This window comes from Flavobacterium sp. 103 (assembly GCF_003096795.1).
In the GTDB taxonomy this organism is placed as follows: Bacteria; Bacteroidota; Bacteroidia; order Flavobacteriales; family Flavobacteriaceae; genus Flavobacterium.
The window spans coordinates 1186899-1211043 of sequence record NZ_QENX01000001.1 but is presented as its reverse complement, the minus strand read 5'-3'; the positions used below and the strand labels follow the sequence as shown (position 1 = coordinate 1211043).

Annotated in this window: 24 protein-coding genes; 14 read left to right on the top strand and 10 right to left on the bottom strand. The window is 33.1% G+C overall.

All coding sequences use genetic code 11. The features are described 5' to 3' along the window. Positions 1-5: 5 nt before the first annotated feature. The 6 genes from C8C85_RS04980 to C8C85_RS04955 all read left to right on the top strand — a co-directional run bounded on the left by C8C85_RS04980 (position 6) and on the right by C8C85_RS04955 (position 5659). The gene (locus C8C85_RS04980) at positions 6-728 is read left to right on the top strand and encodes a hypothetical protein (RefSeq protein ID WP_116796089.1); all 723 of its coding nucleotides are present in this window, start codon (positions 6-8) and stop codon (positions 726-728) included. A 237-nt stretch (positions 729-965) separates the two neighbouring features. After that, on the top strand, positions 966-1724 hold the full coding sequence (locus tag C8C85_RS04975) for a hypothetical protein (protein WP_116796088.1): 759 nt from the start codon (positions 966-968) through the stop codon (positions 1722-1724). Continuing rightward, a complete protein-coding gene (locus C8C85_RS04970) occupies positions 1721-2224 on the top strand; it encodes a DUF6702 family protein (protein WP_116796087.1) in 504 nt (167 codons plus the stop codon). The genes C8C85_RS04975 and C8C85_RS04970 overlap by 4 nt, the downstream gene beginning before the upstream one ends. 66 nt (positions 2225-2290) lie before the next feature. Beyond that, on the top strand, positions 2291-4534 hold the full coding sequence (locus C8C85_RS04965; protein ID WP_116796086.1) for a M1 family metallopeptidase: 2244 nt from the start codon (positions 2291-2293) through the stop codon (positions 4532-4534). Positions 4535-4700: 166 nt separating this feature from the next. Next, positions 4701-5099 (top strand): twin-arginine translocase TatA/TatE family subunit, encoded by a 399-nt coding sequence (locus C8C85_RS04960; protein WP_116796085.1) that lies wholly within the window; start codon positions 4701-4703, stop codon positions 5097-5099. Beyond that, complete coding sequence (locus C8C85_RS04955; protein WP_116796084.1) at positions 5099-5659, top strand: phosphatase PAP2 family protein; 561 nt, start codon at positions 5099-5101, stop codon at positions 5657-5659. The genes C8C85_RS04960 and C8C85_RS04955 overlap by 1 nt, the downstream gene beginning before the upstream one ends. Positions 5660-5783: 124 nt before the next feature. Here C8C85_RS04955 and C8C85_RS04950 read toward each other — a convergent pair whose 3' ends face one another. The 7 genes from C8C85_RS04950 to C8C85_RS04920 all read right to left on the bottom strand — a co-directional run bounded on the left by C8C85_RS04950 (position 5784) and on the right by C8C85_RS04920 (position 12554). Beyond that, positions 5784-6425: an O-methyltransferase gene (locus tag C8C85_RS04950; protein ID WP_116796083.1), complete on the bottom strand. Its 642-nt coding sequence runs from the start codon at positions 6423-6425 to the stop codon at positions 5784-5786. Positions 6426-6623: 198 nt separating this feature from the next. Next, the gene (locus tag C8C85_RS04945) at positions 6624-7181 is read right to left on the bottom strand and encodes a YceI family protein (protein WP_116796082.1); all 558 of its coding nucleotides are present in this window, start codon (positions 7179-7181) and stop codon (positions 6624-6626) included. A gap of 1 nt (position 7182) precedes the next feature. Beyond that, positions 7183-8589, bottom strand: coding sequence for a hypothetical protein (locus tag C8C85_RS04940; RefSeq protein WP_116796081.1), 1407 nt, complete (start codon positions 8587-8589; stop codon positions 7183-7185). A gap of 6 nt (positions 8590-8595) precedes the next feature. Beyond that, on the bottom strand, positions 8596-9159 hold the full coding sequence (locus C8C85_RS04935; protein WP_116796080.1) for a YceI family protein: 564 nt from the start codon (positions 9157-9159) through the stop codon (positions 8596-8598). An 869-nt stretch (positions 9160-10028) separates the two neighbouring features. Beyond that, entirely contained in the window at positions 10029-10583 is a 555-nt protein-coding gene (locus C8C85_RS04930) for a YceI family protein (RefSeq protein WP_116796079.1), read from the bottom strand. A gap of 1 nt (position 10584) precedes the next feature. Further along, positions 10585-11979, bottom strand: coding sequence for a hypothetical protein (locus C8C85_RS04925; protein WP_116796078.1), 1395 nt, complete (start codon positions 11977-11979; stop codon positions 10585-10587). Between the two features lie 11 nt (positions 11980-11990). Further along, on the bottom strand, positions 11991-12554 hold the full coding sequence (locus C8C85_RS04920) for a YceI family protein (protein ID WP_116796077.1): 564 nt from the start codon (positions 12552-12554) through the stop codon (positions 11991-11993). Positions 12555-13187: 633 nt separating this feature from the next. Here C8C85_RS04920 and rlmN point away from each other — a divergent pair. Next, positions 13188-14231, top strand: a complete 1044-nt coding sequence (gene rlmN, locus C8C85_RS04915; protein ID WP_077376932.1) for a 23S rRNA (adenine(2503)-C(2))-methyltransferase RlmN — start codon at positions 13188-13190, stop codon at positions 14229-14231. Between the two features lie 84 nt (positions 14232-14315). Here rlmN and C8C85_RS04910 read toward each other — a convergent pair whose 3' ends face one another. Beyond that, on the bottom strand, positions 14316-15176 hold the full coding sequence (locus C8C85_RS04910; RefSeq protein ID WP_116796076.1) for a hypothetical protein: 861 nt from the start codon (positions 15174-15176) through the stop codon (positions 14316-14318). Positions 15177-15523: 347 nt separating this feature from the next. On the opposite strand from C8C85_RS04910, the gene C8C85_RS04905 reads away from it, so the two are divergent. From C8C85_RS04905 to dnaG, 5 genes are all read left to right on the top strand, one after another. After that, a complete protein-coding gene (locus C8C85_RS04905; protein ID WP_116796075.1) occupies positions 15524-16501 on the top strand; it encodes a polyprenyl synthetase family protein in 978 nt (325 codons plus the stop codon). A 174-nt stretch (positions 16502-16675) separates the two neighbouring features. Next, the gene (locus C8C85_RS04900; protein WP_116796074.1) at positions 16676-17233 is read left to right on the top strand and encodes an RNA polymerase sigma factor; all 558 of its coding nucleotides are present in this window, start codon (positions 16676-16678) and stop codon (positions 17231-17233) included. Between the two features lie 15 nt (positions 17234-17248). Next, positions 17249-17941: a hypothetical protein gene (locus C8C85_RS04895; RefSeq protein WP_116796073.1), complete on the top strand. Its 693-nt coding sequence runs from the start codon at positions 17249-17251 to the stop codon at positions 17939-17941. 30 nt (positions 17942-17971) lie between these two features. Further along, positions 17972-19015, top strand: coding sequence for a hypothetical protein (locus C8C85_RS04890; protein ID WP_116796072.1), 1044 nt, complete (start codon positions 17972-17974; stop codon positions 19013-19015). 141 nt (positions 19016-19156) lie between these two features. Beyond that, positions 19157-21133, top strand: coding sequence for a DNA primase (gene dnaG, locus C8C85_RS04885; protein ID WP_116796071.1), 1977 nt, complete (start codon positions 19157-19159; stop codon positions 21131-21133). On the opposite strand, the gene C8C85_RS04880 is transcribed toward dnaG, so the two are convergent. Then, entirely contained in the window at positions 21130-21759 is a 630-nt protein-coding gene (locus tag C8C85_RS04880; RefSeq protein WP_077373388.1) for a response regulator transcription factor, read from the bottom strand. The two genes, dnaG and C8C85_RS04880, sit on opposite strands and share 4 nt — an antisense overlap. Positions 21760-21847: 88 nt before the next feature. Next, positions 21848-22645, bottom strand: a complete 798-nt coding sequence (gene nadE / locus C8C85_RS04875; protein ID WP_116796070.1) for an NAD(+) synthase — start codon at positions 22643-22645, stop codon at positions 21848-21850. 198 nt (positions 22646-22843) lie between these two features. On the opposite strand from nadE, the gene gldB reads away from it, so the two are divergent. Together gldB and gldC are read left to right on the top strand one after the other, a co-directional pair. Further along, positions 22844-23803 carry a gliding motility lipoprotein GldB gene (gene gldB / locus C8C85_RS04870; RefSeq protein ID WP_116796069.1) on the top strand — a complete coding sequence of 320 codons (960 nt, stop codon included), beginning with the start codon at positions 22844-22846 and terminating at the stop codon, positions 23801-23803. Beyond that, on the top strand, positions 23803-24138 hold the full coding sequence (gldC, locus tag C8C85_RS04865) for a gliding motility protein GldC (RefSeq protein WP_111409904.1): 336 nt from the start codon (positions 23803-23805) through the stop codon (positions 24136-24138). Before gldB ends, gldC begins: the two co-directional genes overlap by 1 nt. Positions 24139-24145: the final 7 nt, after the last annotated feature.

Sequence of the window (24145 nt, the reverse complement as noted above, 5' to 3'; positions counted from 1 at the left end):
TATAAATGAAAAATAGTATAATTGTATTACTTGTTTTATTAGGCCAAAATCAGTTATTGACAGCGCAAACGAATGTTGAAAAAATCATAATTGGAACAGTTGTATCCGATACAAAAAAATTGGATGGGATTAGTGTTATCAATTGCATGAATAAAATGATGGCGGTAAGCGATAAAGATGGCTGCTTTTCTATACAGACAAAAGAAGGGGATATTTTGAACTTCTCAGGAATTGATTATAAGTATTTGAAAAAATACGTGTACAAACACGAATACAATTCGGGAATGATGGAAGTAGATATGATTTTTAACGCTGTTGAATTGGATGAGGTGATTATTAATAAAGATGCCAATATATCGGCTGAAAACTTAGGGATAATTCCTCGAGGACAAGTTAAATTTACGCCACAAGAGCGAAGATTATATTCTAATTCTGGTGGTATTCAAGGGCTGTTCAGTTCTATTTCAGGGGATAAAGAGATTCTTAAAATGAATGTTGAAATAGAAAAGAAAGAATTATTATTAAAAAAATTAGAATATCTTTTTGGAAATAAATATTATACCAGAACCTTAAAAATTCCCGAAGAACTCATCAAAGGATTTCAGTATTATTGTGTTGAAGATAAGCGATTTGTTGAATCTTTAAGTCTAAAAGATAAAACGATGAGCATGTTTCTAATGGCAAATCTTTCTATTGTTTACAATCAAAAAAGGGTAAGTAAAGAATAATAGTTATTGAAATGTTTTGTTTTTAATGGTGGAAATATTGTTCGGTATTGATTCAGGAATCTTTTTCAAAAAAAAAATGACAATCAAAATTTAAATACTTTTTCAGAAGAAATTATAAAAAATAACAGCAGTAGATATCATTAAGATTAAAATAAAGTTGTAATTTTAATAGGCGCAAAGGTATCGTTTTGATACTGAAACTGCTTTTTTAAGTTGTTAAACTTTAAGTAATTACAAATGAGAAATGTATTAGGAATCTTGGTTTTGTTTTTGAGTTGTCATCTTGCTTTTGGTCAGGTATTGACCCGTAAAACTGTGCATGGAAAAGTGGTAAATGACTCTATTGCTATTGAAAATGGTTTGGTTTTTAATATAAATGCAAAAACAGGTTCAATAATTGATACAAAGGGATATTTCAGCATTTTGGCTAAAGTAAAAGATACCTTGGTTTTTACTAGTTTAGGTTTTAAAAGTAAAAAAGTAGTCCTTTCAGAAAAAGATATTTCTTCTTCTTTTTACAGAATAAAACTTAATGCCGTTGCCAATCAATTGCTGGCAGTAGTTGTTTATGCTAAAAATGGTCCGCATCCGGAATTTGGGAATACACAAAAAATTGTGGACACTCAGTATTATGATGACCAACAATCCAATCCGGATAATATTTTAATGATGCCAACAGGAACGGGAGATCCAAACAATATGGACGTCATTAGAGTCTATAATAAAATTTTCAAAAACTTATTTAAAAACAATCCGAATAAATCTGATTTGGTTTCGGATGTTGGTTTTACTACTGTTGCCATGCAAAGTGTCAGTTATTCTTTTTTTACGGATAAGTTAAAATTGAAAGACGATCAAGTAGGTTTATTTCTCTTGTTTTGCGAAAATGATCCAAAATCAAAAACTTTTGTCAATACAAATCAAGAATTTGAAATAATGGATTTTTTAATTGCAAAAAACAATGAGTTCAAAAATATTGCTACTTTTGAAAAATGAAAAAAGGTATAGTTGTCGCTCTTTTATTGTTTTTTGCATTTTCGATAAGCAGTTTTGGTGTCCATAAATTTTACATGGCCATTTACCAAATAAATTATGCACCCGAAAAAAAAATGCTCCAAGTTACTTCTCGCATATTTGTTGATGACCTCAATAAAACTCTGGAAAAAAAATACAACAGAAAGTTTTTTTTGGGAACTGATAAAGAGACTGTCGAGTCGTTAGATTTATTAAAAAAATACCTAGCCGAAAATTTTACCATTAAAGTCAATGGACAACCCAAAACAATGAATTTCTTGAGCAAGGAAATGGATGGTGATGTGTTGGTTTGCTATTTAAACGTTAAAGAAATTTCGAAAATAAATGCTCTCGAAATTTATAATTCCGTATTAATTGATTGTTTTGCCGAACAGCAAAATATAGTCCACGTGACAGCATTTAGTACTAAGAAAAGTTTTCTTTTTACTGAGAGTTCTACTAAACAAGTGTTAAAATATTGATGGGAAACAACAATTCTATTTAAAATTGTTATTTTCACCGCCTAAAAACAACTTAAACGCTAGTTTATGAGAAAATTTTCATTTTTATTTATTCTTCCAACAATTTTATTGGCACAAGAAAAAGCAGTTACACCAGCTGTGAAACAACCTGGTAAATATGACACCAATAAATTCAGTCAAATGTATGATTTATTGGCAACTCCAAATATGTTTCGTACCGCAGCAGGAGCTCCGGGACCAGCTTATTATCAACAACAGGCTGATTATAAAATTGATGTAGAGCTGGATGATAAAAATGCTAAATTAAGCGGTTCTGAAACCATTACTTACTATAACAATTCACCTGATAATTTAGAATATCTGTGGGTGCAAATGGATCAAAACCAAGCTGCCAAAAACTCTCAGTCTCCATTGGTTGAAAATGAAAAAATAGAGGCTGTTTTGCCTGTAAATAAATTTGCCAATGAATATTTGAAAGAGGGATTGGATCGCGGTTTTAACATTGAATATGTAAAAGATGCTAAAGGAAATCCATTATCCTATACCGTTAATCAAACGATGATGCGCATCAATTTGGTTACGCCAATGAAACCAGGGACTAGCATGACTTTTTCTATAAAATGGTGGTACAATATCAATAATTATCAGCAAGATGGAGGTCGTTCAGGCTATGAATTATTCGAAAAAGAAGGCAACAGACTCTATGTTATTGCCCAATTTTATCCAAGAATGGCAGTTTACAATGATGTGGAGGGTTGGCAAAATATGCAATTTTGGGGAGGTGGAGAATTTGCTTTGCCCTTTGGGAATTTTGATGTAAACATTACGGTTCCTGCGGATCATGTTGTTGATGCTACTGGGGAGTTAATGAACAGAAGCGAAGTGTTTACGCCAGAACAAGTAAAAAGATATCAATTAGCTCAAAAATCATTTGATAAACCTGTGGTTATTGTGACTCAAGCTGAAGCTGTAGCTGCTGAAAAGGGATTCTCGGATCAAAAGAAAACATGGAAATTTAGCGCTAAAAACGTAAGGGATTTTGGAATCGCCACTTCAAGAAAATTTATTTATGATGCAATGGCGGTGCAATTGGGTGGAAAAGTTGTTATGGCAGAATCACTTTATCCTAAAGAAGCCAATCCGCTTTGGGGAGAAACATCAACAAAGATGGTTGCACATACTTTAAAAAGTTATTCTTCTCATACTTTTGATTATCCTTATCCAAAGGCGGTGTCAGTTTCGGCTGAAGATCAAGGAATGGAATATCCTATGATTTGTTGGAACTTTGGTCGTCCAGATGAGAATGGAGTGACTAGCGAACAAATTAAAAACGGAATGATAGGAGTGGTGATTCATGAGGTAGGACATAATTTCTTTCCTATGATTGTGAATTCTGATGAGCGCCAATGGACATGGATGGACGAAGGATTAAACTCTTTTATGGAATATATGGCTGAACAGGAATTGGGGACTAATTTCCCTTCCAGACGTGGACCAGCCAAGAATATTGTTCCTTATATGAGTGGAGATCAAAAGATGTTGGAACCTATTATGTCGAACTCTGAAAACATCATTCAGTTTGGAAATAATGCTTACGGAAAACCAGCTACAGGGCTTAATATTCTTAGAGAAACAATTATGGGGCGTGAGTTGTTTGATTATGCGTTCAAAGTATATGCTAACAGATGGAAATTTAAACACCCAACACCAGAAGATTTTTTCAGAACAATGGAAGATGCTTCGGCAGTAGATTTGGATTGGTTCTTTAGAGGTTGGTTTTATTCTACAGACTTTGTAGATATTGGTGTTAGCGATGTAAAACAATATTATGTGACAGAAACTCCAACTGTAGCTTTGAAAGATGTAAAAGTTAGAAAAGGACGTAGTGGAGTGGAAAAAGGACCATTTGTGTATTTAATTGCTGGAGATAATCCAGAATTGAATCCAGCTTCAAAGAAGCCATTGCAAATAGAAGAAGTAAGTACTCTTTCAGAATATGTAAATCAAAAACTTACTGCTGAAGAAAAGGCAGCTTTGAAAAACCCAAAATACTTTTATGAAGTAGAGTTCAATAAGCCTGGTGGAATGCCAATGCCAATTATTGTTCAAATTACTTATGAAGATGGGACGATGGATAATTACAAATATCCAGCTCAAATTTGGAGAAAAAATAATGAAACAGCCAAGAAAGTGTACGCCACTAACAAAGCTATCAAACAAATTTTAATCGATCCAAAACTGGAAACTGCCGATATTGACGTAACCAATAATTCGTGGCCGAAAGTGGAAACGAAATCTAAATTTGATTAATTGCAAAAGAGCTACTAAGGTGCTAAGGTACTGAGAGGCTAAGATTTTTCAAGGGTAATTAAATCCTTAGAGTCTTAGAAACTTAGCATCTTAGCACCTTTTTTATGAAATAATTAAAACACAAAGTTTTAAATTTTAATATCTTTGCTCATTAAATACAAAAATTATGTTTGGAATAGGAGGAGGCGAATTAGTTTTTATTATGTTTATCGTATTGATGCTTTTTGGATCCGATAAAGTGCCAGAAATCGCAAGGACTATGGGTAAAGCAATGGCACAGCTTAAAAACGCAACCAACGATATTAAAAGCGAAATTCAAAAAGGTGCCGAAGCTAATGGTTTTGATCAAAAGACCTTGGATAGTTTAACTGGTGGTATCAATTCTGAAATCAATAAAGTAAAGACAAATCTTTTGGGAGAAACATCCAATACATTAAACGGAATTACCGAAACATTCAGTACTGAAGTTAACAAGACAAAAGACAGTGTGCTAAGTGGTACCAAAAATCCTGATGGGACAACCGTTTTAGATGATCTGACAGGACCTATAAAGCGACAAATGTAATGCTAGAAAAAATACTTGCCCTAGATACCCAATTATTTATTTACCTCAACGGTTTAGGTTCCGAAACCTACGATGGACTTTGGCTTATCATTACCAAACAAGTTAATTGGATTCCCTTTTTTTTATTGTTATTCTATTTTATTTATAAAAAAATCGGAATAAAGCAAACAGGTTATTTGTTGCTTTTTATTGCTTTTTTGCTGTTGGCTACTGACCAAATAACCAATCTGTTTAAATATACTTTTCAAAGAGCAAGACCTTGTAATAATCCCGAAATTAATACTATTATCAGAGTAGTTCAAGTTCGAACTTCTTTTAGTTTTTTCTCTGGGCATGCTGCCAATACCATGGCTGTGGCTACTTTTTTATACCTTATTTTCAAGAAAAATTTTAAGTTTTTTGGTTTCTTGTTTTTATGGCCGTTGATCTTTGCTTACAGCCGAATTTATTTGGGATTGCATTATCCATTAGACATTCTTGCCGGATATTTGTGCGGACTAATTACGGGATATCTGATGTATAAAGCATACCAGTGGGCACTAAAAACTGGAAAGATTTAAGATTTCTGAAAGATATTGATAGCAGGATATAGAATACAGTTAGCATAAAACAGACAGAGGTTTAGTAAAAAATCCCATTCGCTCACGAACGAATGGGATTTTTTATGAATCTGCAATCTAAAATTTAAAGCACCCGACTCACCGTCAATCCATCGCGTATAGGCAATAAAACAGTTTCTACCCTTGGATCATCCTTAAGCAATTGATTGTATTCCACAAGTATTTTGGTACTGATATCATTTGGATGTATCGGCTCGAGTACTTTACCGCTCCATAACACATTATCGGATAAAATGATGCCGCCTTTATTCATTTTTGGCAAAATCATTTCAAAATAATTCAAGTAATTTTCTTTGTCGGCATCAATGAAAACCAAGTCAAATTTCAAATCCAGATTTGGTATGATATCTACAGCTTCACCTAAATGTTGTACAATTTGCTTGCCCCAAGGCGACTTGTCAAAATGCTTCCGCTGAAAATCAACCAATTCTTCCTTGATATCAATGGTGTGTAATTGTCCGTTTTCCTGCATGCCTTCGCACAAACACAAAGCCGAGTAGCCCGTGTAAGTTCCAATTTCGAGAATGTTTACAGGACGAATTAATTTAGAAAGCATACTTAAAACCCGTCCCTGAAAATGACCACTGAGCATTCTGGGCAATAATATTTTTTGGTAGGTTTCCTTGTTAAGTGCTGCCAGTAATTCAGGTTCTTTTTCAGAATGTTGCTCTATATAATCTTCTAAATCTTGGGAAATGAAATGCATTTTGCGCGTTGTTGAAATTTGTCGTAAAGTTATTCATTTAACATTTATAAAAAAGGAGTTGATTTGATTTTGTAGAAGGTTTAATGATTTGGCTTTAAATTAAAAGCAATGAGAAAGCTTTTTTTTGCCTATTATAAAAACGAAAAAATTTAACTGCGCATCTGTTTTTAGTAAGTAGAAGTAAAAAAGAAATTAATTTTATAATTTATGCAAGTTAAAATGAATCACGAATTCATCTTTTACTTTTATGATACCTCCCATTTTTGTTGGTGGTTCTAGACCAATATCTGAAAATTTTACAGCTACAATTCCTTCAAGAGATTCTTTGGTGTTTTTTAAAACTAAGTTTTGGTATGAAAGAGTTTTGTCTGTTATGTGAAAATTCAAACTGCATTTATAATTGGTTCCGGAAGGTTTTATATTGGTAATGGTAACGGTACTTTTTGGGAACTTGGTTGCCTTAACAGTGGTTTTAAGGTCTTTGTTCATAATTCTGTTCCCACATTCAAAATTGTTCATAGAGATTTCTGATTTCAAACTGTTTTTAACGTTTGAGTTTAGATAAATAGTATCCCTATATGCGAGTGAGTTGGCGCAATTGTATTTACCCACAGTGGAATTTCCTAAAATTTCGATTTCCAGTTTGTCGATAACTATGATGTTTGGTTCAGCATTAAGTAAGGAAATGGGTTTAGCTTTTCCCAGTAAAAAGAAAAGAACTAAACCCATAATTGTAAATAATATTCTTTGTTTCATATTAGAAAGTTATAGCCGCTTCAAACATAATTCCGTTAAAACTACCTCCGTAAAGATCGTTTAAACTGTTTCCGCTGTATTGGGAATAGTCTGAATAGTTTTGATTTGTGTAGGCTAATTTAGCAATAATATTTTTAGTCATGAACCATCCAGCAGAAGCTTCGAATCTATCTACATTAACTTTGTCAGAAGCGTTAGATAATTTTCCTGAAACGATATTGTATCTTCCGCCAACATAGAATTGTTCTGTATTTCCAAATCGGTAAACTAAATCGGCTGCGTATTGATCTACTTTTCGAGTGTCATCACTTCCTTTTCTGTCTCCACCACTTGTGAATTCTAAAGTTCCAAAGAACTCCAATCCTTTGTATTTGATAAATGGATTAATCATGAATGCGGTGTACCAGTTTGAATATCCAGGGCTGAATCTTCCGGTGGTGGCATTAGAAGCTGGGTCAAAGTTATTTGCTACAGGAGTTGTATTATACGAATAAGCTTGGTGCGACATCACCCCAAAATAGCGGCTACCGGCTCTGTCTGACCCCCATGGGTTTGAACTCATGTTGGCATTATGATTGTAGGATCCTGTGATTCTTACTCTTAAATCGTCGTCCAATTGTTTGTCATATCCCAATTTAGCTAAAACAGTTGGACTTACCGTAGTGTTTGGATCTGGAGCAGTTGGAGTTGCAGAACCTGGAATAAACTCGGCAACACCTTGGTTTAATTTGCCATTTGTAACTCCCAACATACTTACCAAACCGTCCCTGATGTAGTATACTTCCATTCCCATATCCGTTTGAAAGGAATCCATGATATTGGCTTCAATAAAAGGATTCAAGAGAGCATTACCATTGTCAGTTCTTCTAAAGTGGGAATCACCGTAGTTATTCTCCATTTGACCGATTTTTATGCTGGTGTATTTCATTAAATCTTCCAATAACCCTTTCTTGATGAAATCCAATTTGTCAATTTGTAAATAGCCACCTTTTACCCAAGTTTCGTTATGGTGTCTGGATGCAAGGTAGACATCTAAATTTACACGTACTCCATCAGCTAATTGAGCTCCAAAAGTCAAATTGGCTGCAGGTAAATTGAAGTTGTTTTCTAAACCGTTTAATCTGTAACCCGTAGTTCCGGCATTTCCAGAAATCAAAGCCCCATTGGGAGCTGGATATGTGCCTTCTTGTTGGTCGTTAAAGGATTTTAGTCCTTGAAATTGCATAGCAAAAGCGCCACCTAGATCTACACTCATACCGTCATAAGGAACGTCATCTTTCTTGACATCAAATACGTTCAGTCCCTCTTTGCTCCGAGGAATCATATTTTGCATTTTTCTAAAAGAAACCTGCGCATTAACGGCGGTCAGGGAAAATATACCGGCTGCAAAAAAGATAATTTTTCTCATGGTCTTTTATTTAAAGTTAATGTTGAATTTTATTGTCAAATCTTCTCCAGTTTTTATTGTGCCAAGCATAGCAGTTGGGGATTTCATACCAAACTCTTTGAAAGTTATTTTGTTTGATCCTTGTAAATTAACAATTCCATTGGTAACTGATGTTTTAACTTGGGTTTTATGTTCTTTACTCACACCGGCTATAGTATAAGTCCCTGTTAAGTTCCAAGTTGTTTCATTTACTTTTTCAGCAGATTTTAAAACATATTTGATGTTTTTGTTTTTGTCTGATTTTAAAGTTTCATAGGCAATTTTATCCATTTTGGTTTTCTCGCTTTTTATTGTCTCTACGGGTAGGGTTATGTCAATGCTGGTGATGGCTGTTAGTTTTGAGTTAGCGACGGTTAAATTTGCGGTTCCAGTTTTTGAAGCTGATTTCATTTCCCAATCATGCAATGTTGAGGTTCCAAATACCGAAAAATTTGTTTTAGCATCCAACGTATAATTCTTTTGGGCATTTGCGGACATTACAATCATAAATAATGTCAAGGTTGTAGAAATTTTTTTAAGAATTGTTTTCATGACTTTTGTGAAAATTAGTTAGTAATCGTGTTTGGAAAATATTTTTAGTTTTTAATTAATTTGTTTTGAAAGCATTAGATTAACTTAGATTATTAGATAAAATGTGTGAGATAAAATTAATTTCAAATACAATGTTATTATTATTCTTGTTAATATAAAATGTAAAAGCTGTAATTTTATAAATGTTGATTCTTCAAACGATAATTATGTCTTTTTTTTGAAAATAATAATTTTTGCTCTATTTAAAGAAAAATGAAAATGTAAGTGTTTTTTTTTGTTAAAATATAATTATGTTGTTTTTGGGACTATTTAACATAATTTTTTTATTTCTGCCTTTTATCAAAACCTACCAAAACTCTTTTTTGGTAAGAGTATTATTTTAACTAAATTGATCCAGAAAGTATGTTTTTAGTTTTGGATTATGACAAATTTAATAAAACAAAAGTTATAAAAAACATATGGCATTAAATTAGTTGCTTGATTTTTATCGTTTTAACGATTTTGTTTTTTTGTGCTCTATTAGAAATTGAGATTAAGTTCTGGCCAAGTAACGGAAAAAGACTTTGGCTTTCTGAAAAATGCTCTTAAAAATTGTTTATGTAATTAAAGTTTTTTAGTCAATGTCTTTCATGAATTTTTTTAATAAAATTTCCCAGAGCTTCTTTTTTTGAGGATTTTAGAAATGTGATGAAATTTGTTAACCCCGATGCAGAAGAAAGTGTCATCGTACAACGTTAAGAGATAGTCTACAGTTCGAATTTTTATTTTTTAAAAAGTATTGGGAAGGTTTTTAGAACCCATTATAAAATAAAAAATCCTAATAAAAACAATTGTTTTAATTAGGAACTGGGATGAAGGAAGTAATGGAATTATTGTTTGTACAAGTTGAAATGAATCACGAATTCATCTTTTACTTTTATGAGGCCTCCCATTTTTGTTGGTGGTTCAAGAGCAATGTCTGAAAAATTTACTGCTACAACACCTTCAAGTGATTCTTTTGTGGTTTTTAAAACCATGTTCTGGTATGAAAGGGTTTTGTCAGTTATGCGAAAAGTCAAACTGCATTTGTAATTGGCTCCAAAAGGTTTTATATTGGTAATGGTGACGGTACTTTTGGGAAATTTAGTTGCTTTAACAGTACTTTTTACGTCTTTGTTCATAATTCTGTTTCCACATTCAAAATTGTTCATTGAGATCTCAGACTTTAAACTGTTTTTAGTGTTTGAGTTTAAATAAATGGTGTCTCTGTATGCAAGGGAGTTGGAACAATTGTATCGGCCAACAGTCGAATTTCCTACGATTTCTATTTCCAGTCTTTCAATGATGATAATATTGGAGTCAATTAATAAAGAAATGGGTTTAGCACTTCCAAGTATGAAGAAAAGTGCCAAACCCATAACTATTAATGATAACCTTTGAAACATATTAGAATGAAATTGCTGCTTCAAATACAAGACCGTTGAATTTACCACCATAAAAATTGTTGGCATTTCCAGTAGGCACGTTTCCTACAAATTGTGTGTAATTTCTGTAATTTTGACTTACATAATCTAATTTTGCCACTATGTTTCTAGTCATGAACCAACCAATACTTGATTCAAATCTGTCTACAGTAACTTTTTTGGCATCAGCATTAGATATTTTTCCAGATACTGTATTGTATTTTCCGGCGATATAGAATTGTTCAGTTTTTCCAAATCTGTAAACAATGTCTCCAGCATATTGGTCAGCAGTACGTTTGTTGTCGACCCCTGCTTTATCTCCTCCTGAAGCTAATTCGATAGTTCCAAAGAATTCAAAACCTTTGTATTTTACAAATGGGTTAATCATATAGGAAGTAGCCCAGTTTTTGAAATTAGGGTTGAAAGTTGCTTCCGGAGTGGAAGTTGAATTAAAATTACTAGCAACATCAACACCGTTATTTTTATAAGCGTTATTGTTCAATACACCCCAAAAACCAAATCCTGATCTAGAAGAAGCATATAAGTTTGAATTACCCAAGTTTGCATTATGGTAGTAAGAACCTGTAAGTCTTACTCTCAAATCTTCGTTGAGTTGTTTGTCATAACCAAATTTGGCCAAGATTGTTGGGCTAACTGCTGTATTTGCATCTGGAGTAGCAGGAGAAAGAGTAGGATAAGCCACTTCTTGAGTACTTTGATTTAAATTTCCATTTGTGGCACCTAACATGCTTACCCATCCGTTTCTGTTGTAATATACTTCGATACCCATCTCAGTAGTGAATGCATTCATGATATTATTTCCAACGAATGCATTTCTAAGCGTGCTACCGTTGTCTGAACTTTTAAAGTGAGCATCACCATAGTTGTTCTCCATTTGTCCGATTTTAATGGTTGCGTATTTCATTATATCAGCCAAAAAGTCTTTTTTGATGAAGTCTAGCTTGTCAATTTGTAAATATCCACCTCTTGCATAAGTGTCATTGTGGTGTCTTGAAGCTAAATAAATATCTAAATTTACTCTTACACCATCAAACAATTGAGCTCCAATAGTCATATCGGCAGCAGGAAGAACGAAATTATTTTCAGTATTCATTAATCGATATCCAGTAATTTTTGAAGGTGCAGGAAAATTTGCTGGTTGATCATTGAACGAATTTATTGCTTGGAAATCCATATTGAATGCGCCTCCTAAGTCAACACTTAGTCCTTTGAATTCCTTGTCGTCTTTTTGTACGTCAAAAACGTTAATTCCATCTTTGCTTCTTGAAATTTGATTTTGCATTTGCCCAAATGATACTTGAGCGTTTGCAGCGGCCATTGATAATAGCCCTACTGCTAAGAAATAAATTCTTCTCATGATTATGGTATTTAGTTAAAGTTTAAATTGAATTTTATTGTTAAGTCTTCTCCTGTTTTTATTGCTCCAAACATGGCCGTAGGAGATTTCATGCCAAACTCGGTGAATGTTATTTTATTGGATCCTTGTATGTTTACTACTCCATTTGTTACTGTGGTTTTTACTTGTGTTTTTAGGACTTTAGAAACTCCTGCGATGGTATAGGTACCGGTAAGGTTCCAAGTAGTTTCGTTTACTTTGTCAGCGGATTTTAAAACATATTTAATGTTTTTGAATTTGTCTGTTTTTAAAGTTTCGTAAGCTACCTTATCCATGCTCTTTTTTTCACTTTTAATGCTTTCGGCAGGAAGAGTAATGTCAATACTATTAATGTCAGTTATTTTTGAATCGGTTACCGTAAGATTGGCTGTTCCTGTTCTTGAAGGTGATTTCATTTCCCAATCATGCAATGTAGAGGTGCCGAATACAGAAAAATTTGTTTTTGCATCTAAATTGTAGGCTTTTTGTGCGTTTACAGTTAAGGTCATTGTAAACAAAACCATTGAGGTGATAATTGTTTTAATTTTTGAATTCATGACTTTTTATTTAAATTGATTGTAATTAAAGTTTTGTTAGAGCAGTAAGATTTCGTTCTGATTTTTGATTTAAAATCTTTTTACTTACTTAACTGGTACAAATTTAGGATGGAAGTCAAAATAGGAATATGATATAAATCATGTTAAGAAAAATATAAAAATGGTATTTTATTTAACGATTAGATGAAGTTGTTGACTATATCGTTTTTTTTACTGCTTTTTGTTACATTTTTTTCAAGTGAAAATAACCTTAATATACTTGTATATAAGACTTTAGGGTCTTTTTGTAAGATTTTGATGAAGGATGTTTTTCTCTGTTGTTTGATTTGTTCTTTATTTGATCTATTAAAAATTTTATATCTAAAATGTAGTTTATTTCCGCCAATTATTTTGTTAATATTTAAAAAAATGTTTTTAAGGTTTTAAAAATAATCGGAAATTTTCTTTTTTGACAACTTGAATAAATACTCAAGAGGATTTATATAAATTGGATGCGTATTTTTTTTTCTTGGGGCAATCGCCAATGAATACTATTGAATTTTAAAAAGCCGAAACTGCTCTTCAGTATATAAGTTATTTTAGGGGCATTTATTTAAAATTGCGATATCAACAAAATGTCGTTAAATTTGCACCATGCAAATTGAGAAAAAAGACATACGGGCACTATCCAAAGACCAATTGAGAGATTTTTTTGTAACCAATGGGGATAAAGCTTTTCGAGGCAATCAAGTCTACGAATGGTTGTGGAGTAAAGGTGCGCATAGCTTTGAGGATATGACTAATGTCGCCAAGAGCACTCGTGCCATGCTGGAAGATAATTTTGTTATCAATCACATCAAAGTGGATACGATGCAACGAAGTGAAGACGGAACTGTTAAAAATGCGGTTAGGTTGCATGATGGATTGGTAGTAGAAAGTGTTTTGATTCCAACGCAAACCAGAACAACTGCCTGTGTGTCGAGTCAAGTGGGGTGTAGTCTGGATTGTAATTTTTGTGCTACTGCAAGATTGAAACGTATGCGTAATCTGGAACCGGCCGAAATTTACGATCAAGTAATTGCGATTGATAGAGAAAGCAGGCTGTATCACAATCATCCACTTTCGAATATTGTTTTTATGGGAATGGGTGAGCCACTTATGAATTATAATAATGTTTTGAAAGCGATTGAAATGATCACTTCTCCAGAAGGACTGGGAATGTCTCCAAAACGTATTATGGTTTCTACTTCAGGGATTCCCAAAATGATTAAGAAATTGGCAGATGACGATGTTAAATTCAAATTGGCGGTTTCATTGCACTCTGCTATTGATGAAATCCGATCCCGTATCATGCCTTTTAGTGAAAATTTCCCTTTGGCAGATCTAAGAGAATCACTTGAATATTGGTATCGAAAAACAAAGTGCAAAGTATCCTATGAATATGTGGTTTGGAAAGGAATTAATGATGATAAAGCCTCGATAGATGCCTTAGTGAAATTCTGTAAATATGTCCCTTGTAAAGTAAACTTGATTGAATACAATCCAATTGATGATGGGGAATTTCAACAAGCTTCCGAAGAATCTATAAATGCCTATATAAAAGCACTTGAGAACACTGGAATTGTGGTAAAAGTAAGAAGAAGCCGTGGAAAGGATATTGATGCAGCTTGTGGGCAATTAGCCAATAAAGAAGCTTAAATATCAAACTAAAAGAAAAAAAAGCATTAAAATGAACAGTTAGGCTCATTTTAATGCTTTTTTTCTTTTAAGAAAGTTGTTATTTTATTTTTTTAATTCTATAGTAGTAGTCACACCTCCAGTAGTAACAGAGGCTAGATTGTCGCATTCTCCAGTTCCATAATCGACCAATGTTTCAACGCCATTTTTAACTTTTGAAACAGTACCAGAAACAGGGAATGGTTTTTTGCAGGCCATTTCATAACGTAACGGTGTTTTAATAGTACTTGAACTAGTGTCTCCATTTGGCCAGGCTGTGGTTTCACTTCCCGTTACCAAGAAAACATTATCACTCCAATTGCCTTTTGTATCATAACCTTCTACCATTTCTTTTATTCTATTTCCTGTTCTAGTATAAACAGATCCGTCTTCAAAAGTTATAGTCATGTCAACGGTACAAGTGAATACAGGATGCACTGCTGCAAGTAATTCGGTGCTTTTAAGAGTTCTTATAATGGTTTTGCTACCTTGAATTTTGTTGCCGTTGTGATAAAATTGATCAAAGGAATAAGTAATCGTTTGCTCTGGAGTCATGAAATTTCCTGAGAAAGAAAGAGTGATTTTTCCTTTTAATACATTTCCGTTTTCAAGAGTACAGCCTTCAGTTCCAAAATCAATTGTGCCAGTAAATGTTCCGTCTACATATGTCCATGTTGTAACAGCACAGGCTGGCAAAAAACTTTTTACCGTTTCAGATGACTTAGCTGTACCGCTTTGTTTCATAGAAAATTGATCTTCTGCTATATTTGAAACGTCTTCAATGGAAGCGTCAATTTTGTTGTCTACAGCTACCTGGCTGGTTGGAGAAGTTGGATTCGTGTTATCAGAACTATTGTCTGAATTGTCACAACTAATAAATAGGGCTATTGCTATGAATGAAGCAATGAAAAAAATCTTTGTTTTCATAATTAATAGATTTAAGGTTTATTATAAGATGTTTAATTTTCAAAAAAGAAATTCAGTCTAAAGACTTTATTTTCTTTTTGAAAATAATAAAAGAATAATTCCTTTTAAGGGGAATCAATATTTTCAGGATTTTTTTGAGTAATGTTATTTGTGTTCCAGTAATGGAGTTACTATAAAACACTATTTTTTATAAAGTTATAATCATACTTAAAACCGTTTTGCAAGAAACTTATAGCGTAAAAGAATCAATGAATATAATTACTAGTATAAAATCACAAAATAATTATTTACACTTAACATATTATGACTAACGTTTTTTTATTTAAAATAGTATATTTGACATCTAAATGAATATTACTACACAAATAAAGCAGCCAATAGTTTACGAAATGGAACTTTTTGAAAAAAAGTTCTACGAATCAATGACCTCCAAAGTTGCTCTTTTAAACCGCATTACATATTATATCGTCAACAGAAAAGGAAAACAAATGAGACCTATGTTTGTTTTCTTGATGGCCAAAATGGTATCCAAAGGTTCTGTCAACGAGCGAACTTATAGAGGAGCTTGTGTAATTGAATTAATTCATACGGCAACATTGGTTCATGACGATGTGGTGGATGATAGTAATCGTCGCAGAGGTTTTTTCTCCATTAATGCGCTTTGGAAAAATAAAATTGCTGTTTTGGTAGGGGATTATTTGTTGTCCAAAGGATTGTTACTTTCTATCGATCATGGAGACTTTGATTTACTCAAAATTATTTCTGTTGCTGTTCGAGAGATGAGCGAAGGTGAATTACTTCAAATAGAAAAAGCCAGAAGGCTCGATATTACCGAAGCTGTTTATTACGAAATTATCCGAAAAAAGACGGCTACACTTATTGCAGCCTGTTGTGCTCTTGGTGCTAGATCGGTTGTCGAGGATGAGATTCAGGTAGAGAACATGAGAAAGTTTGGTGAACTCATCGGAATGGCATTCCAGATTAAAGATGATTTATTCGATTATTCTGAAGAAGCTATTGGAAAACCAACAGGAATCGATATCAAAGAACAAAAAATGACTTTGCCATTAATTCATGTTCTTAATAATTGTACTTCAAAAGAGAAAAGTTGGCTTATCAACTCGATAAAGAACCACAACAAGGATAAAAAAAGAGTTAAAGAAGTGATTGCTTTTGTAAAAGATAATCAAGGTTTGACTTATGCCGAAAATAAAATGGTAGAATTTCAGCAAGAAGCACTACAACTGCTGAACGATTATCCAGAATCCGATTATAAAGCAGCACTTATTCTGATGGTGAATTACGTTATCGAAAGAAAGAAATAGTTTTCAATATCAATATCAATTTCAAAAATCAATGGCAATTTCAAAAGTAATTGCTATTGATTTTTACATTGTTATTGTCATTGATTTTTGAAATTGATATTTTTTTTTTAAACCCATGCAACCTTTTTGCATTAATTCTCGTCTATACATATAGAACCACTTTTTTAAACCACTTTGAAAGTAATTAATTTACATCAGGAAGAAAATGAAATAATTGCTTTGGCTGTCAAAAACAACCGACAGGCTCAACAATGTATTTATTCCAAATATTCGCCAAAAATGTTAAGTGTTTGCCGGCAGTATATAAAAGACTTGCAATTGGCCGAAGATGTAATGATTACTGCTTTCATGAAAGTGTTTGTCAACTTAGGACGATTTGAAAACAAAGGAAGTTTTGAAGGCTGGATTAGGAGAACGATGATTAATGAATGTATTTCATTTATCAGGGTTCAAAAAAAGGTTCATTTTATAGAAGATTCCGTAGGTTTTGAAGAAGTGGATAGTGAAGCCGATATTCAGTTTTCTATAGAAGATATTCAAAGTTTGATAGACGGTTTGCCGGATGGTTACAAAATCATCTTTAATTTATTTGTTATAGAAGGGTATAAGCACAAAGAAATAGGAAGTATGTTGGGAATTAATGAAGGTACTTCCAAATCCCAATTTGCACATGCTCGAAGAATTTTGAAAAATCAAATAAATATTTTGAAAAATAAAGAGAAGTATTCTTGAGTAAAAAATAATAGGATGAAAAAGAGTGTTACAGAAAATCAATTTAAAGAAAAGATTAATGCAAGGGAGATTACCCCCTCAAAAGCTTCTTGGGATAGGTTAGATGCTATGCTTACTGTTGCCGAAAAACCAAAACGCAGCTTTAAGTGGATGTATATTGCTGCAAGTATTCTAGGTTTTTTGCTAATAGGTACTTTGTATTTTAATCAAAATAAAAATGTTATTAATAAGGATAAAATTGTAGTTAATGAATCGAAAGTTATTCCTGAAATAAAAACTGTGCCAGAAAAAATAAATTTGCTCAAAAGAGTTGAAGCGACAAAAAATATTGAAAAGCAATTGGCGTCAACAGGAACAAAATCGGAAGTTGGTTCTGACAGTGTTTTGTCAAATTCAGGAATTCAAGTTGCAGAAAAAGAAATTGTTCAAGAACAACAAATAGTAATCATCAATCAAGAAGCGGAACAGAAAGTAGTTCCAACAAAACCAAAGTATGTTAATGCTGACGAGCTATTAGCATCGGTAGATAATGCCTCTCCAAGAAAGAGTTCTGCGGTAGCCAAATCGAATGTTAAAGTTAATTCGAACGAATTGCTTACTCAAGTCGATGGTGAACTAGATCTTACTTTTAGAGAAAAAGCAATTAAAACTGTAAATCAAAATTTTAAAGCAGTGAAATTGGCTTTGAGCAATCGGAATTCAGAATAAATCATCAATCACATTTAAAAACAAACAAACATGAGGAATTTTAAAATTTACTTAGTAGTATTCGTATGCCTTTTCGGAAGCAAAATGAGAGCTCAAGAATCATTTGAAAGTAGAACAAAAGAGGTTGCTTTCAAGATGGAGACAATCGTAAAAGAAGAAAAAGAAAAATTAAAAATTAAGGTTGAGGAGGTGAATGTCGAATTGTCCGAAAATAAAATTACTGCTGAAGAAGCAGATAAAAAGAAGAAAGAATTAGCCGAATCTTCAGCTGTTGCTATTGAAGATCAAATCACAAAACTGGAAGAGGAATTGCATGAAATAGTGCAAGACAAAGTAGATGGAAAGATTAAAAGCATTGCTAAAGACTCATCTGCCGCTATTACCATTCATTTCAGTAAAGATTATTTTTCGAAGAAAAAATGTTTTAATGGTGAAAAAAGAACCACTTCTCAGTTTGTGTTTGCACTTGGGGTAAATAATTTAGTAACGAACAAACAAGTGGCTCATTCGGATTTTAAATATTGGAAATCTCACTTCTACGAATGGGGATTTACATACAACACAAGAATTCTAAAAGAAGATAATCTGCTACATTTTAAATATGGAATGTCGCTGATGTATAACAATCTACGTGCAACTGATGATCGTTACTTTATGAAAAACGGTGCGCAAACCGATTTGGTAACCAGTTCAGTGCATTTAGATGAATCCAGATTTAGAAATGTGTATATCATGGTGCCTTTGCATCTGGAATTTGATTTTACTAAGAAAGAAATACGAGATGATGCTAATTATTTTAGAACCCATAAAAGCATGCGAGTTGGTTTGGGAGGATATGCTGGATTTAGGGTGAAATCCAAACAAATTCTTTGTTATGATGATGCTGTTGGGAATGATGTGGAGCAAAAAACGAAAGGCAATTATAATGTAAATGATTTCAATTATGGGTTGAGTACGTATGTTGGTTACAAATCAACAAGCTTGTATTTAAAATACGATTTACAGCCTTTGTTCGAAAATAATGCAGTTGACCAAAACAATATTTCGTTAGGACTTCGTTTCGATTTTAATTAATGATTAGTTAAGTTGTTTAATGTAAAAAAAGTGTTTCAGCAATGAAGCACTTTTTTTATTTTGAATTATAAAGTTTGATTTGTGTATTTTTGTAACTGTTCGAATTTTCGAAAAGATTACCATTAAATATTCTCATAAATTTTGATATCACAAGCAACGATAGATACTGTTTTTGAAACCGCTCGAGTAGAGGAGGTTATTGGAGATTTTGTACAGTTAAAAAGAGCAGGAAGTAATTTCAAAGGGCTGAGTCCGTTTTCGGATGAGCGTTCCCCTTCTTTTATGGTTTCGCCAGCGAAAGGAATTTGGAAAGATTTTAGCTCTGGCAAAGGTGGAAACTCCGTTGCTTTCCTAATGGAACACTCGCATTTTACGTATCCGGAAGCCATTCGGTATTTAGCTAAAAAATACAATATTGAGATTGAAGAGACGGAACAATCAGAAGAAGAAAAATTAAATACTGATGTTCGCGAAAGTATGTATTTGGTTTCTGAATTTGCCAAGACCTATTTTCATACTACACTTTTAAATTCTGAAGAAGGAAAGGCCATTGGACTCTCATATTTTAAAGAACGTGGTTTTACCAATGAGACCATCAAGAAATTTGCCTTGGGATATTCTCCTGAAACTTGGGATGCTTTTACAAAAGAAGCTCTAGGAAAAGGCTATAAAATGGAATTTTTGGAAAGTACAGGATTGACCATTGCTAGGGAAGATCGCCCTTTTGACCGATTCAAAGGCAGGGTGATGTTTCCTATTCAGAGTATGTCTGGAAGGGTGCTTGGTTTCGGAGGTCGGATTTTGACCAATGATAAAAAAGCTGCCAAATATTTAAATTCCCCAGAGAGTGATCTTTACCATAAAAGTAAAGTGTTGTATGGTATTTTTCAGGCCAAACAATCAATAGCTAAACTTAACAATTGTTTTTTGGTTGAAGGTTATACCGATGTTATTCAGTTTAATCAAGCAGGTATTGAAAATGTTGTGGCCTCTTCGGGAACAGCGCTTACACCAGATCAAATAAGATTAATTAATAGATTGACCAAAAATATTACCGTGCTATTTGATGGAGATGATGCGGGACTTCGCGCTTCTATTCGGGGAATCGATTTAATTCTTGAAGAGGGAATGAACGTAAGAGTTTGTGCATTTCCTGATGGAGAAGATCCTGATAGTTTTGCCAGAAAAACGTCCTATGAAGATTTAGTTGCCTATTTAGAAAATAATGCCAAGGATTTTATTCAGTTCAAAGCATCCCTTTTGATGAATGATGCCAAAAATGATCCCGTTAAGAAAGCCGATTTGATTCGGGATATGGTTGCCAGTATTTCGAAAATTCCGGATAGAATCCAGCGCGAGATTTACATTCAGGAATGTTCCAGAATAATGGATATTTCCGAGCAGGTTTTGACAAGCACTTTGGCACAATTGGTTCAAAAGGATGTTACCGAAGTAGGGAAAAAAGCAAAACAGGAACAAAAAGCTTTTGAAATTGTAAAAAATGAAAATCCTGTTCAAGCTGCAAAAGTGGATGTATTGTATCGTTTGGAGCGCAAAATAATTGAGATTCTTTTGTTGTATGGTAACAAAACAGAAGAATTTGAAGATGTTTACCTCAGAACAAATGAATCGGGTGAAATCGAAAATGTAACCGAAAAGAAAGAGTATAAAGTTTATCAAAGGATTTATCTTAGTTTGCAGGAAGATGAGGTGGAACTTGCCAATCCTTTATTCCGTGATATTTTCAATGACTTAATCCAATATTTTCTGCAGAATGAAAATTTAGAGTTTGAAAAATATTTAATGCATTTAAATTCCGACTTTGCTCAAGAAGTGACTGATATATTGATGGAAGATGAGCGATTGGTATTGCACAATTGGGAAGGACAGAACATTATTCCTAAAACCAAAAACGAGACTATCAGTCAATATGTATCCGAAACTATTTTGACGATGCGTTGGTACTTGGTAGACAAAATTATAGAGGAATTAAAAAACTCTGTATCAAATGAACCAGGTTCAGATAATACAGAGTCTATGTCTATGGCGATGGACTACTATAAACTAATTAATTCTTTTTCGAAAAAATTAGGAAGAGTCATGTCACGCTACAGTTAAACGATTTCTAAAGTTTTAGCTTTATTTACTAAATCTACTAGATTCGTTACGTTTAATTTAGTCAACAATCGTAATTTGTAAGTACTGATTGTTTTTTCGTTGAGCGATAAAATCTCAGCAATTTCGTGGTTTTTCTTACCATCGCTTAAATAACGTAATACTTCCACTTCACGATTTGAAAGTTTTCTGTACAAACGCTCGCTTTTGCTTTGTTTTGCAATCAAAGCAATGTTTTTCATGACTGCTTCATTCATGATGATTTTGCCTTGGTTTACTTTGATGATCGACTGACCCAAAGTTTCCAGTTTTTCGGTTTTGTGAACAAAACCAGAAACTCCCGCTTTAATTGCATTTGGAGCGTAAATCTGTTCTGAAAGACCGCTGTAAAAAATAATTTTTGTTTTTGGAAAATTTTTCAAAACCGATTTGATTTCAAAAATACTTGATAAGCCTTCAAGTTCTAGGTCCAATACAAGAACATCTATTTCTTTGGTAAGAAGGATGTCTTTTACCATTGCGAAATTACCAACGTTGGCAACAATGGAAATGTCCGAATGGTCTTTGAAGTACGATTTTATTCCAAAATGTACTACAGGATAGTTATCTGCTAAACAAACTTTAATCATGGTATTTAGTTTTAGGATTGTTTTTGAAGATATAAAATTAAAAAAATATTTTCATATAAGTCTAATTTTTCGGACAAATTATTTTTTTTTAACAGTTTATTGTGCAAACAGGTATAGGATTCATCTTATGTTGATTGTTCTGATTGAGTTTTTTGTAGATTTTTAAGACTTCTTTTTCGCGTTCTGAAAATGTATTTGTATTTGTTTCTGAGTCAGTTAGATTCATAGCCCATTCCAATTCGTCGTAACTCGCTCCTATTTGATCTTCATCTGTTCGTTCATCTCCAAATAATCCATCTGTCGGAGCTGCTGTCAAAATAGAATTTGGAATTTTTAGATAGGTTCCCAATTGATATACTTCAGATTTCATTAAATCTGCAATTGGACTTAAGTCAACTCCGCCATCTCCATATTTAGTGTAAAATCCGACTCCAAAATCTTCTACTTTATTTCCGGTTCCAGCGACCAATAAACCATATATACCAGCAAAATAATATAAAGTGGTCATTCTTAGTCTGGAGCGGGTATTTGCAAGGGACAAATGTAGTTTGTGTAAATCACTTGTTTCTGGAACCTGTTTTATGAAATCTTGAAAAACCGAAGTCAAGTCCGCTTCAACACTACTGACGTTTGGAAATTGTCCTTTTAATTGTTCAATGTGTTCGCGTCCGCGAGTGACATGGCTATGTGCCTGATGAATTGGCATTTCGACACATAATACTTTCAAACCTGTTTGTGCACAGAGTGTTGAGGTTACTGCCGAATCTACTCCGCCGGATATTCCAATTACAAATCCATTAACTTTTGAATTTTCAGCATAGCTTTTTAGCCATTCTACGATATGAGTGTTTACTTTTTCGATTTGGAGGGTTCTTTTTTTAGTCATAATAGTTTAAGTTTTAAAAAGCAGGGATGTATATTTGCAAAAAAATAAGTGTATTGTTTTTCGGAATTCCTTTTGAAACAAATTTAAATAAAATTATACAATTAGATATAGGATGTTTGGTTTAGGTTGAAATAGCTTATGAAGATTTGTGAATTATTCTTTAAACCAGTCTAGAAACTGATAAATAAATAAAATAACATGAAATTATTTCTCTCAACGATAGTTTGCAGTTTGCTTTTATTGTCTTGTGACCAAAAAAGCAAAGTCGAAAAAGCTATTGAAGAAACACCAATGGATAAAATTAAAGTGGAACGTTTTGATAAGCAGTTCTTTGAAACTTCTCCAAACGATCTGGCAAAATTAAAAAAGCAATATCCTTATTTTTTCTCACCAGCTATTAATGATAGCGTTTGGATAAATAAAATGACGGCTCCAATTTGGAGAGAAGTATATACGGAAGTAGAGAAAAAGTATGCCTCAACTGATGGAATACAAAATGAGGTGGAAACTTTGGTTCAGCATATGAAATATTATTTTCCTAAGACTAAAACGCCTAAACTGATTACGCTAATTTCGGATATGGATTATGCGAATAAAGCAATTTATGCAGATTCGTTGATTATAATTTCATTAGAATTGTATTTGGGAAAAGAGCATAAGTTTTATACTTTTCCGAAATATCTGAAGCAAAATTTTGAAGAAAGACAAATGATGCCAGATGTAGTGAAGAGTTTTTCATTAGGAAAAATTGCTCCTCCAACGGATAAAAATTTGTTGTCTCAAATGATTTATTTTGGAAAGCAACTCTATTTAAAGGATCTTTTGCTTCCGGAATACAGCGATGCCGAAAAAATGGGATACACTCCAGAGCAAATTGTTTGGTGCCAAGAAAATGAAAGTTATATATGGCGCTATTTTATTGAAAGAGAAATGCTTTTTAGTGATGAACAAAAATTGACCTCTCGTTTTATTGATCCAGCTCCTTTTTCAAAATTTTATTTAGAAATAGATAATGATTCTCCAGGGCAAGTAGGTTCATGGATAGGCTGGCAAATTGTTAGGTCTTTTATGATAAATAATGATGTTACGGTAGATCAGTTATTAAAAACGGATGCCAAAGAAATTTTCGAAAAATCAAAATACAAACCCAAGAAATAATGTCAAATAAAAATACCTCAGAAATTAAATTTTTAGTCGAATTGGATGAAAACCGCGTTCCGGAAAAGCTTTTTTGGACTGCAAAGGATGGAGGAGTGGAGCTATCAGAATCAAAAGCAATCATGCTTAATGTTTGGGATAGCAAAGCCAAGGAAAGCATGCGTATCGATTTGTGGACTAAAGAAATGCCTGTTGATGAAATGAAAATTTTCTTCCATCAAACCTTAGTCGCTATGGCGGATACTTTCAAAAGAGCTACAAATGATGAGAAGATGTCGGATACGATGTTGGACTTCTGTGATTATTTTGCTGAGAAACTAGAATTGAAGAAATAGTTTTTAT

What these genes read in the sequence shown, in the direction of transcription:
- C8C85_RS04945 (WP_116796082.1), bottom strand. Translation starts at nt 7,181, where the DNA reads ATGAAACAAAGAATATTATTTACAATTATGGGTTTAGTTCTTTTCTTT.
- C8C85_RS04960 (WP_116796085.1), top strand. Translation starts at nt 4,701, where the DNA reads ATGTTTGGAATAGGAGGAGGCGAATTAGTTTTTATTATGTTTATCGTA.
- C8C85_RS04970 (WP_116796087.1), top strand. Translation starts at nt 1,721, where the DNA reads ATGAAAAAAGGTATAGTTGTCGCTCTTTTATTGTTTTTTGCATTTTCG.
- gldC (WP_111409904.1), top strand. Translation starts at nt 23,803, where the DNA reads ATGTCAAATAAAAATACCTCAGAAATTAAATTTTTAGTCGAATTGGAT.
- C8C85_RS04890 (WP_116796072.1), top strand. Translation starts at nt 17,972, where the DNA reads ATGAGGAATTTTAAAATTTACTTAGTAGTATTCGTATGCCTTTTCGGA.
- C8C85_RS04895 (WP_116796073.1), top strand. Translation starts at nt 17,249, where the DNA reads ATGAAAAAGAGTGTTACAGAAAATCAATTTAAAGAAAAGATTAATGCA.
- C8C85_RS04975 (WP_116796088.1), top strand. Translation starts at nt 966, where the DNA reads ATGAGAAATGTATTAGGAATCTTGGTTTTGTTTTTGAGTTGTCATCTT.
- rlmN (WP_077376932.1), top strand. Translation starts at nt 13,188, where the DNA reads ATGCAAATTGAGAAAAAAGACATACGGGCACTATCCAAAGACCAATTG.
- C8C85_RS04880 (WP_077373388.1), bottom strand. Translation starts at nt 21,759, where the DNA reads ATGATTAAAGTTTGTTTAGCAGATAACTATCCTGTAGTACATTTTGGA.
- nadE (WP_116796070.1), bottom strand. Translation starts at nt 22,645, where the DNA reads ATGACTAAAAAAAGAACCCTCCAAATCGAAAAAGTAAACACTCATATC.
- C8C85_RS04955 (WP_116796084.1), top strand. Translation starts at nt 5,099, where the DNA reads ATGCTAGAAAAAATACTTGCCCTAGATACCCAATTATTTATTTACCTC.
- C8C85_RS04980 (WP_116796089.1), top strand. Translation starts at nt 6, where the DNA reads ATGAAAAATAGTATAATTGTATTACTTGTTTTATTAGGCCAAAATCAG.
- C8C85_RS04925 (WP_116796078.1), bottom strand. Translation starts at nt 11,979, where the DNA reads ATGAGAAGAATTTATTTCTTAGCAGTAGGGCTATTATCAATGGCCGCT.
- C8C85_RS04910 (WP_116796076.1), bottom strand. Translation starts at nt 15,176, where the DNA reads ATGAAAACAAAGATTTTTTTCATTGCTTCATTCATAGCAATAGCCCTA.
- C8C85_RS04950 (WP_116796083.1), bottom strand. Translation starts at nt 6,425, where the DNA reads ATGCATTTCATTTCCCAAGATTTAGAAGATTATATAGAGCAACATTCT.
- C8C85_RS04920 (WP_116796077.1), bottom strand. Translation starts at nt 12,554, where the DNA reads ATGAATTCAAAAATTAAAACAATTATCACCTCAATGGTTTTGTTTACA.
- C8C85_RS04935 (WP_116796080.1), bottom strand. Translation starts at nt 9,159, where the DNA reads ATGAAAACAATTCTTAAAAAAATTTCTACAACCTTGACATTATTTATG.
- gldB (WP_116796069.1), top strand. Translation starts at nt 22,844, where the DNA reads ATGAAATTATTTCTCTCAACGATAGTTTGCAGTTTGCTTTTATTGTCT.
- C8C85_RS04905 (WP_116796075.1), top strand. Translation starts at nt 15,524, where the DNA reads ATGAATATTACTACACAAATAAAGCAGCCAATAGTTTACGAAATGGAA.
- C8C85_RS04940 (WP_116796081.1), bottom strand. Translation starts at nt 8,589, where the DNA reads ATGAGAAAAATTATCTTTTTTGCAGCCGGTATATTTTCCCTGACCGCC.
- C8C85_RS04965 (WP_116796086.1), top strand. Translation starts at nt 2,291, where the DNA reads ATGAGAAAATTTTCATTTTTATTTATTCTTCCAACAATTTTATTGGCA.
- C8C85_RS04930 (WP_116796079.1), bottom strand. Translation starts at nt 10,583, where the DNA reads ATGTTTCAAAGGTTATCATTAATAGTTATGGGTTTGGCACTTTTCTTC.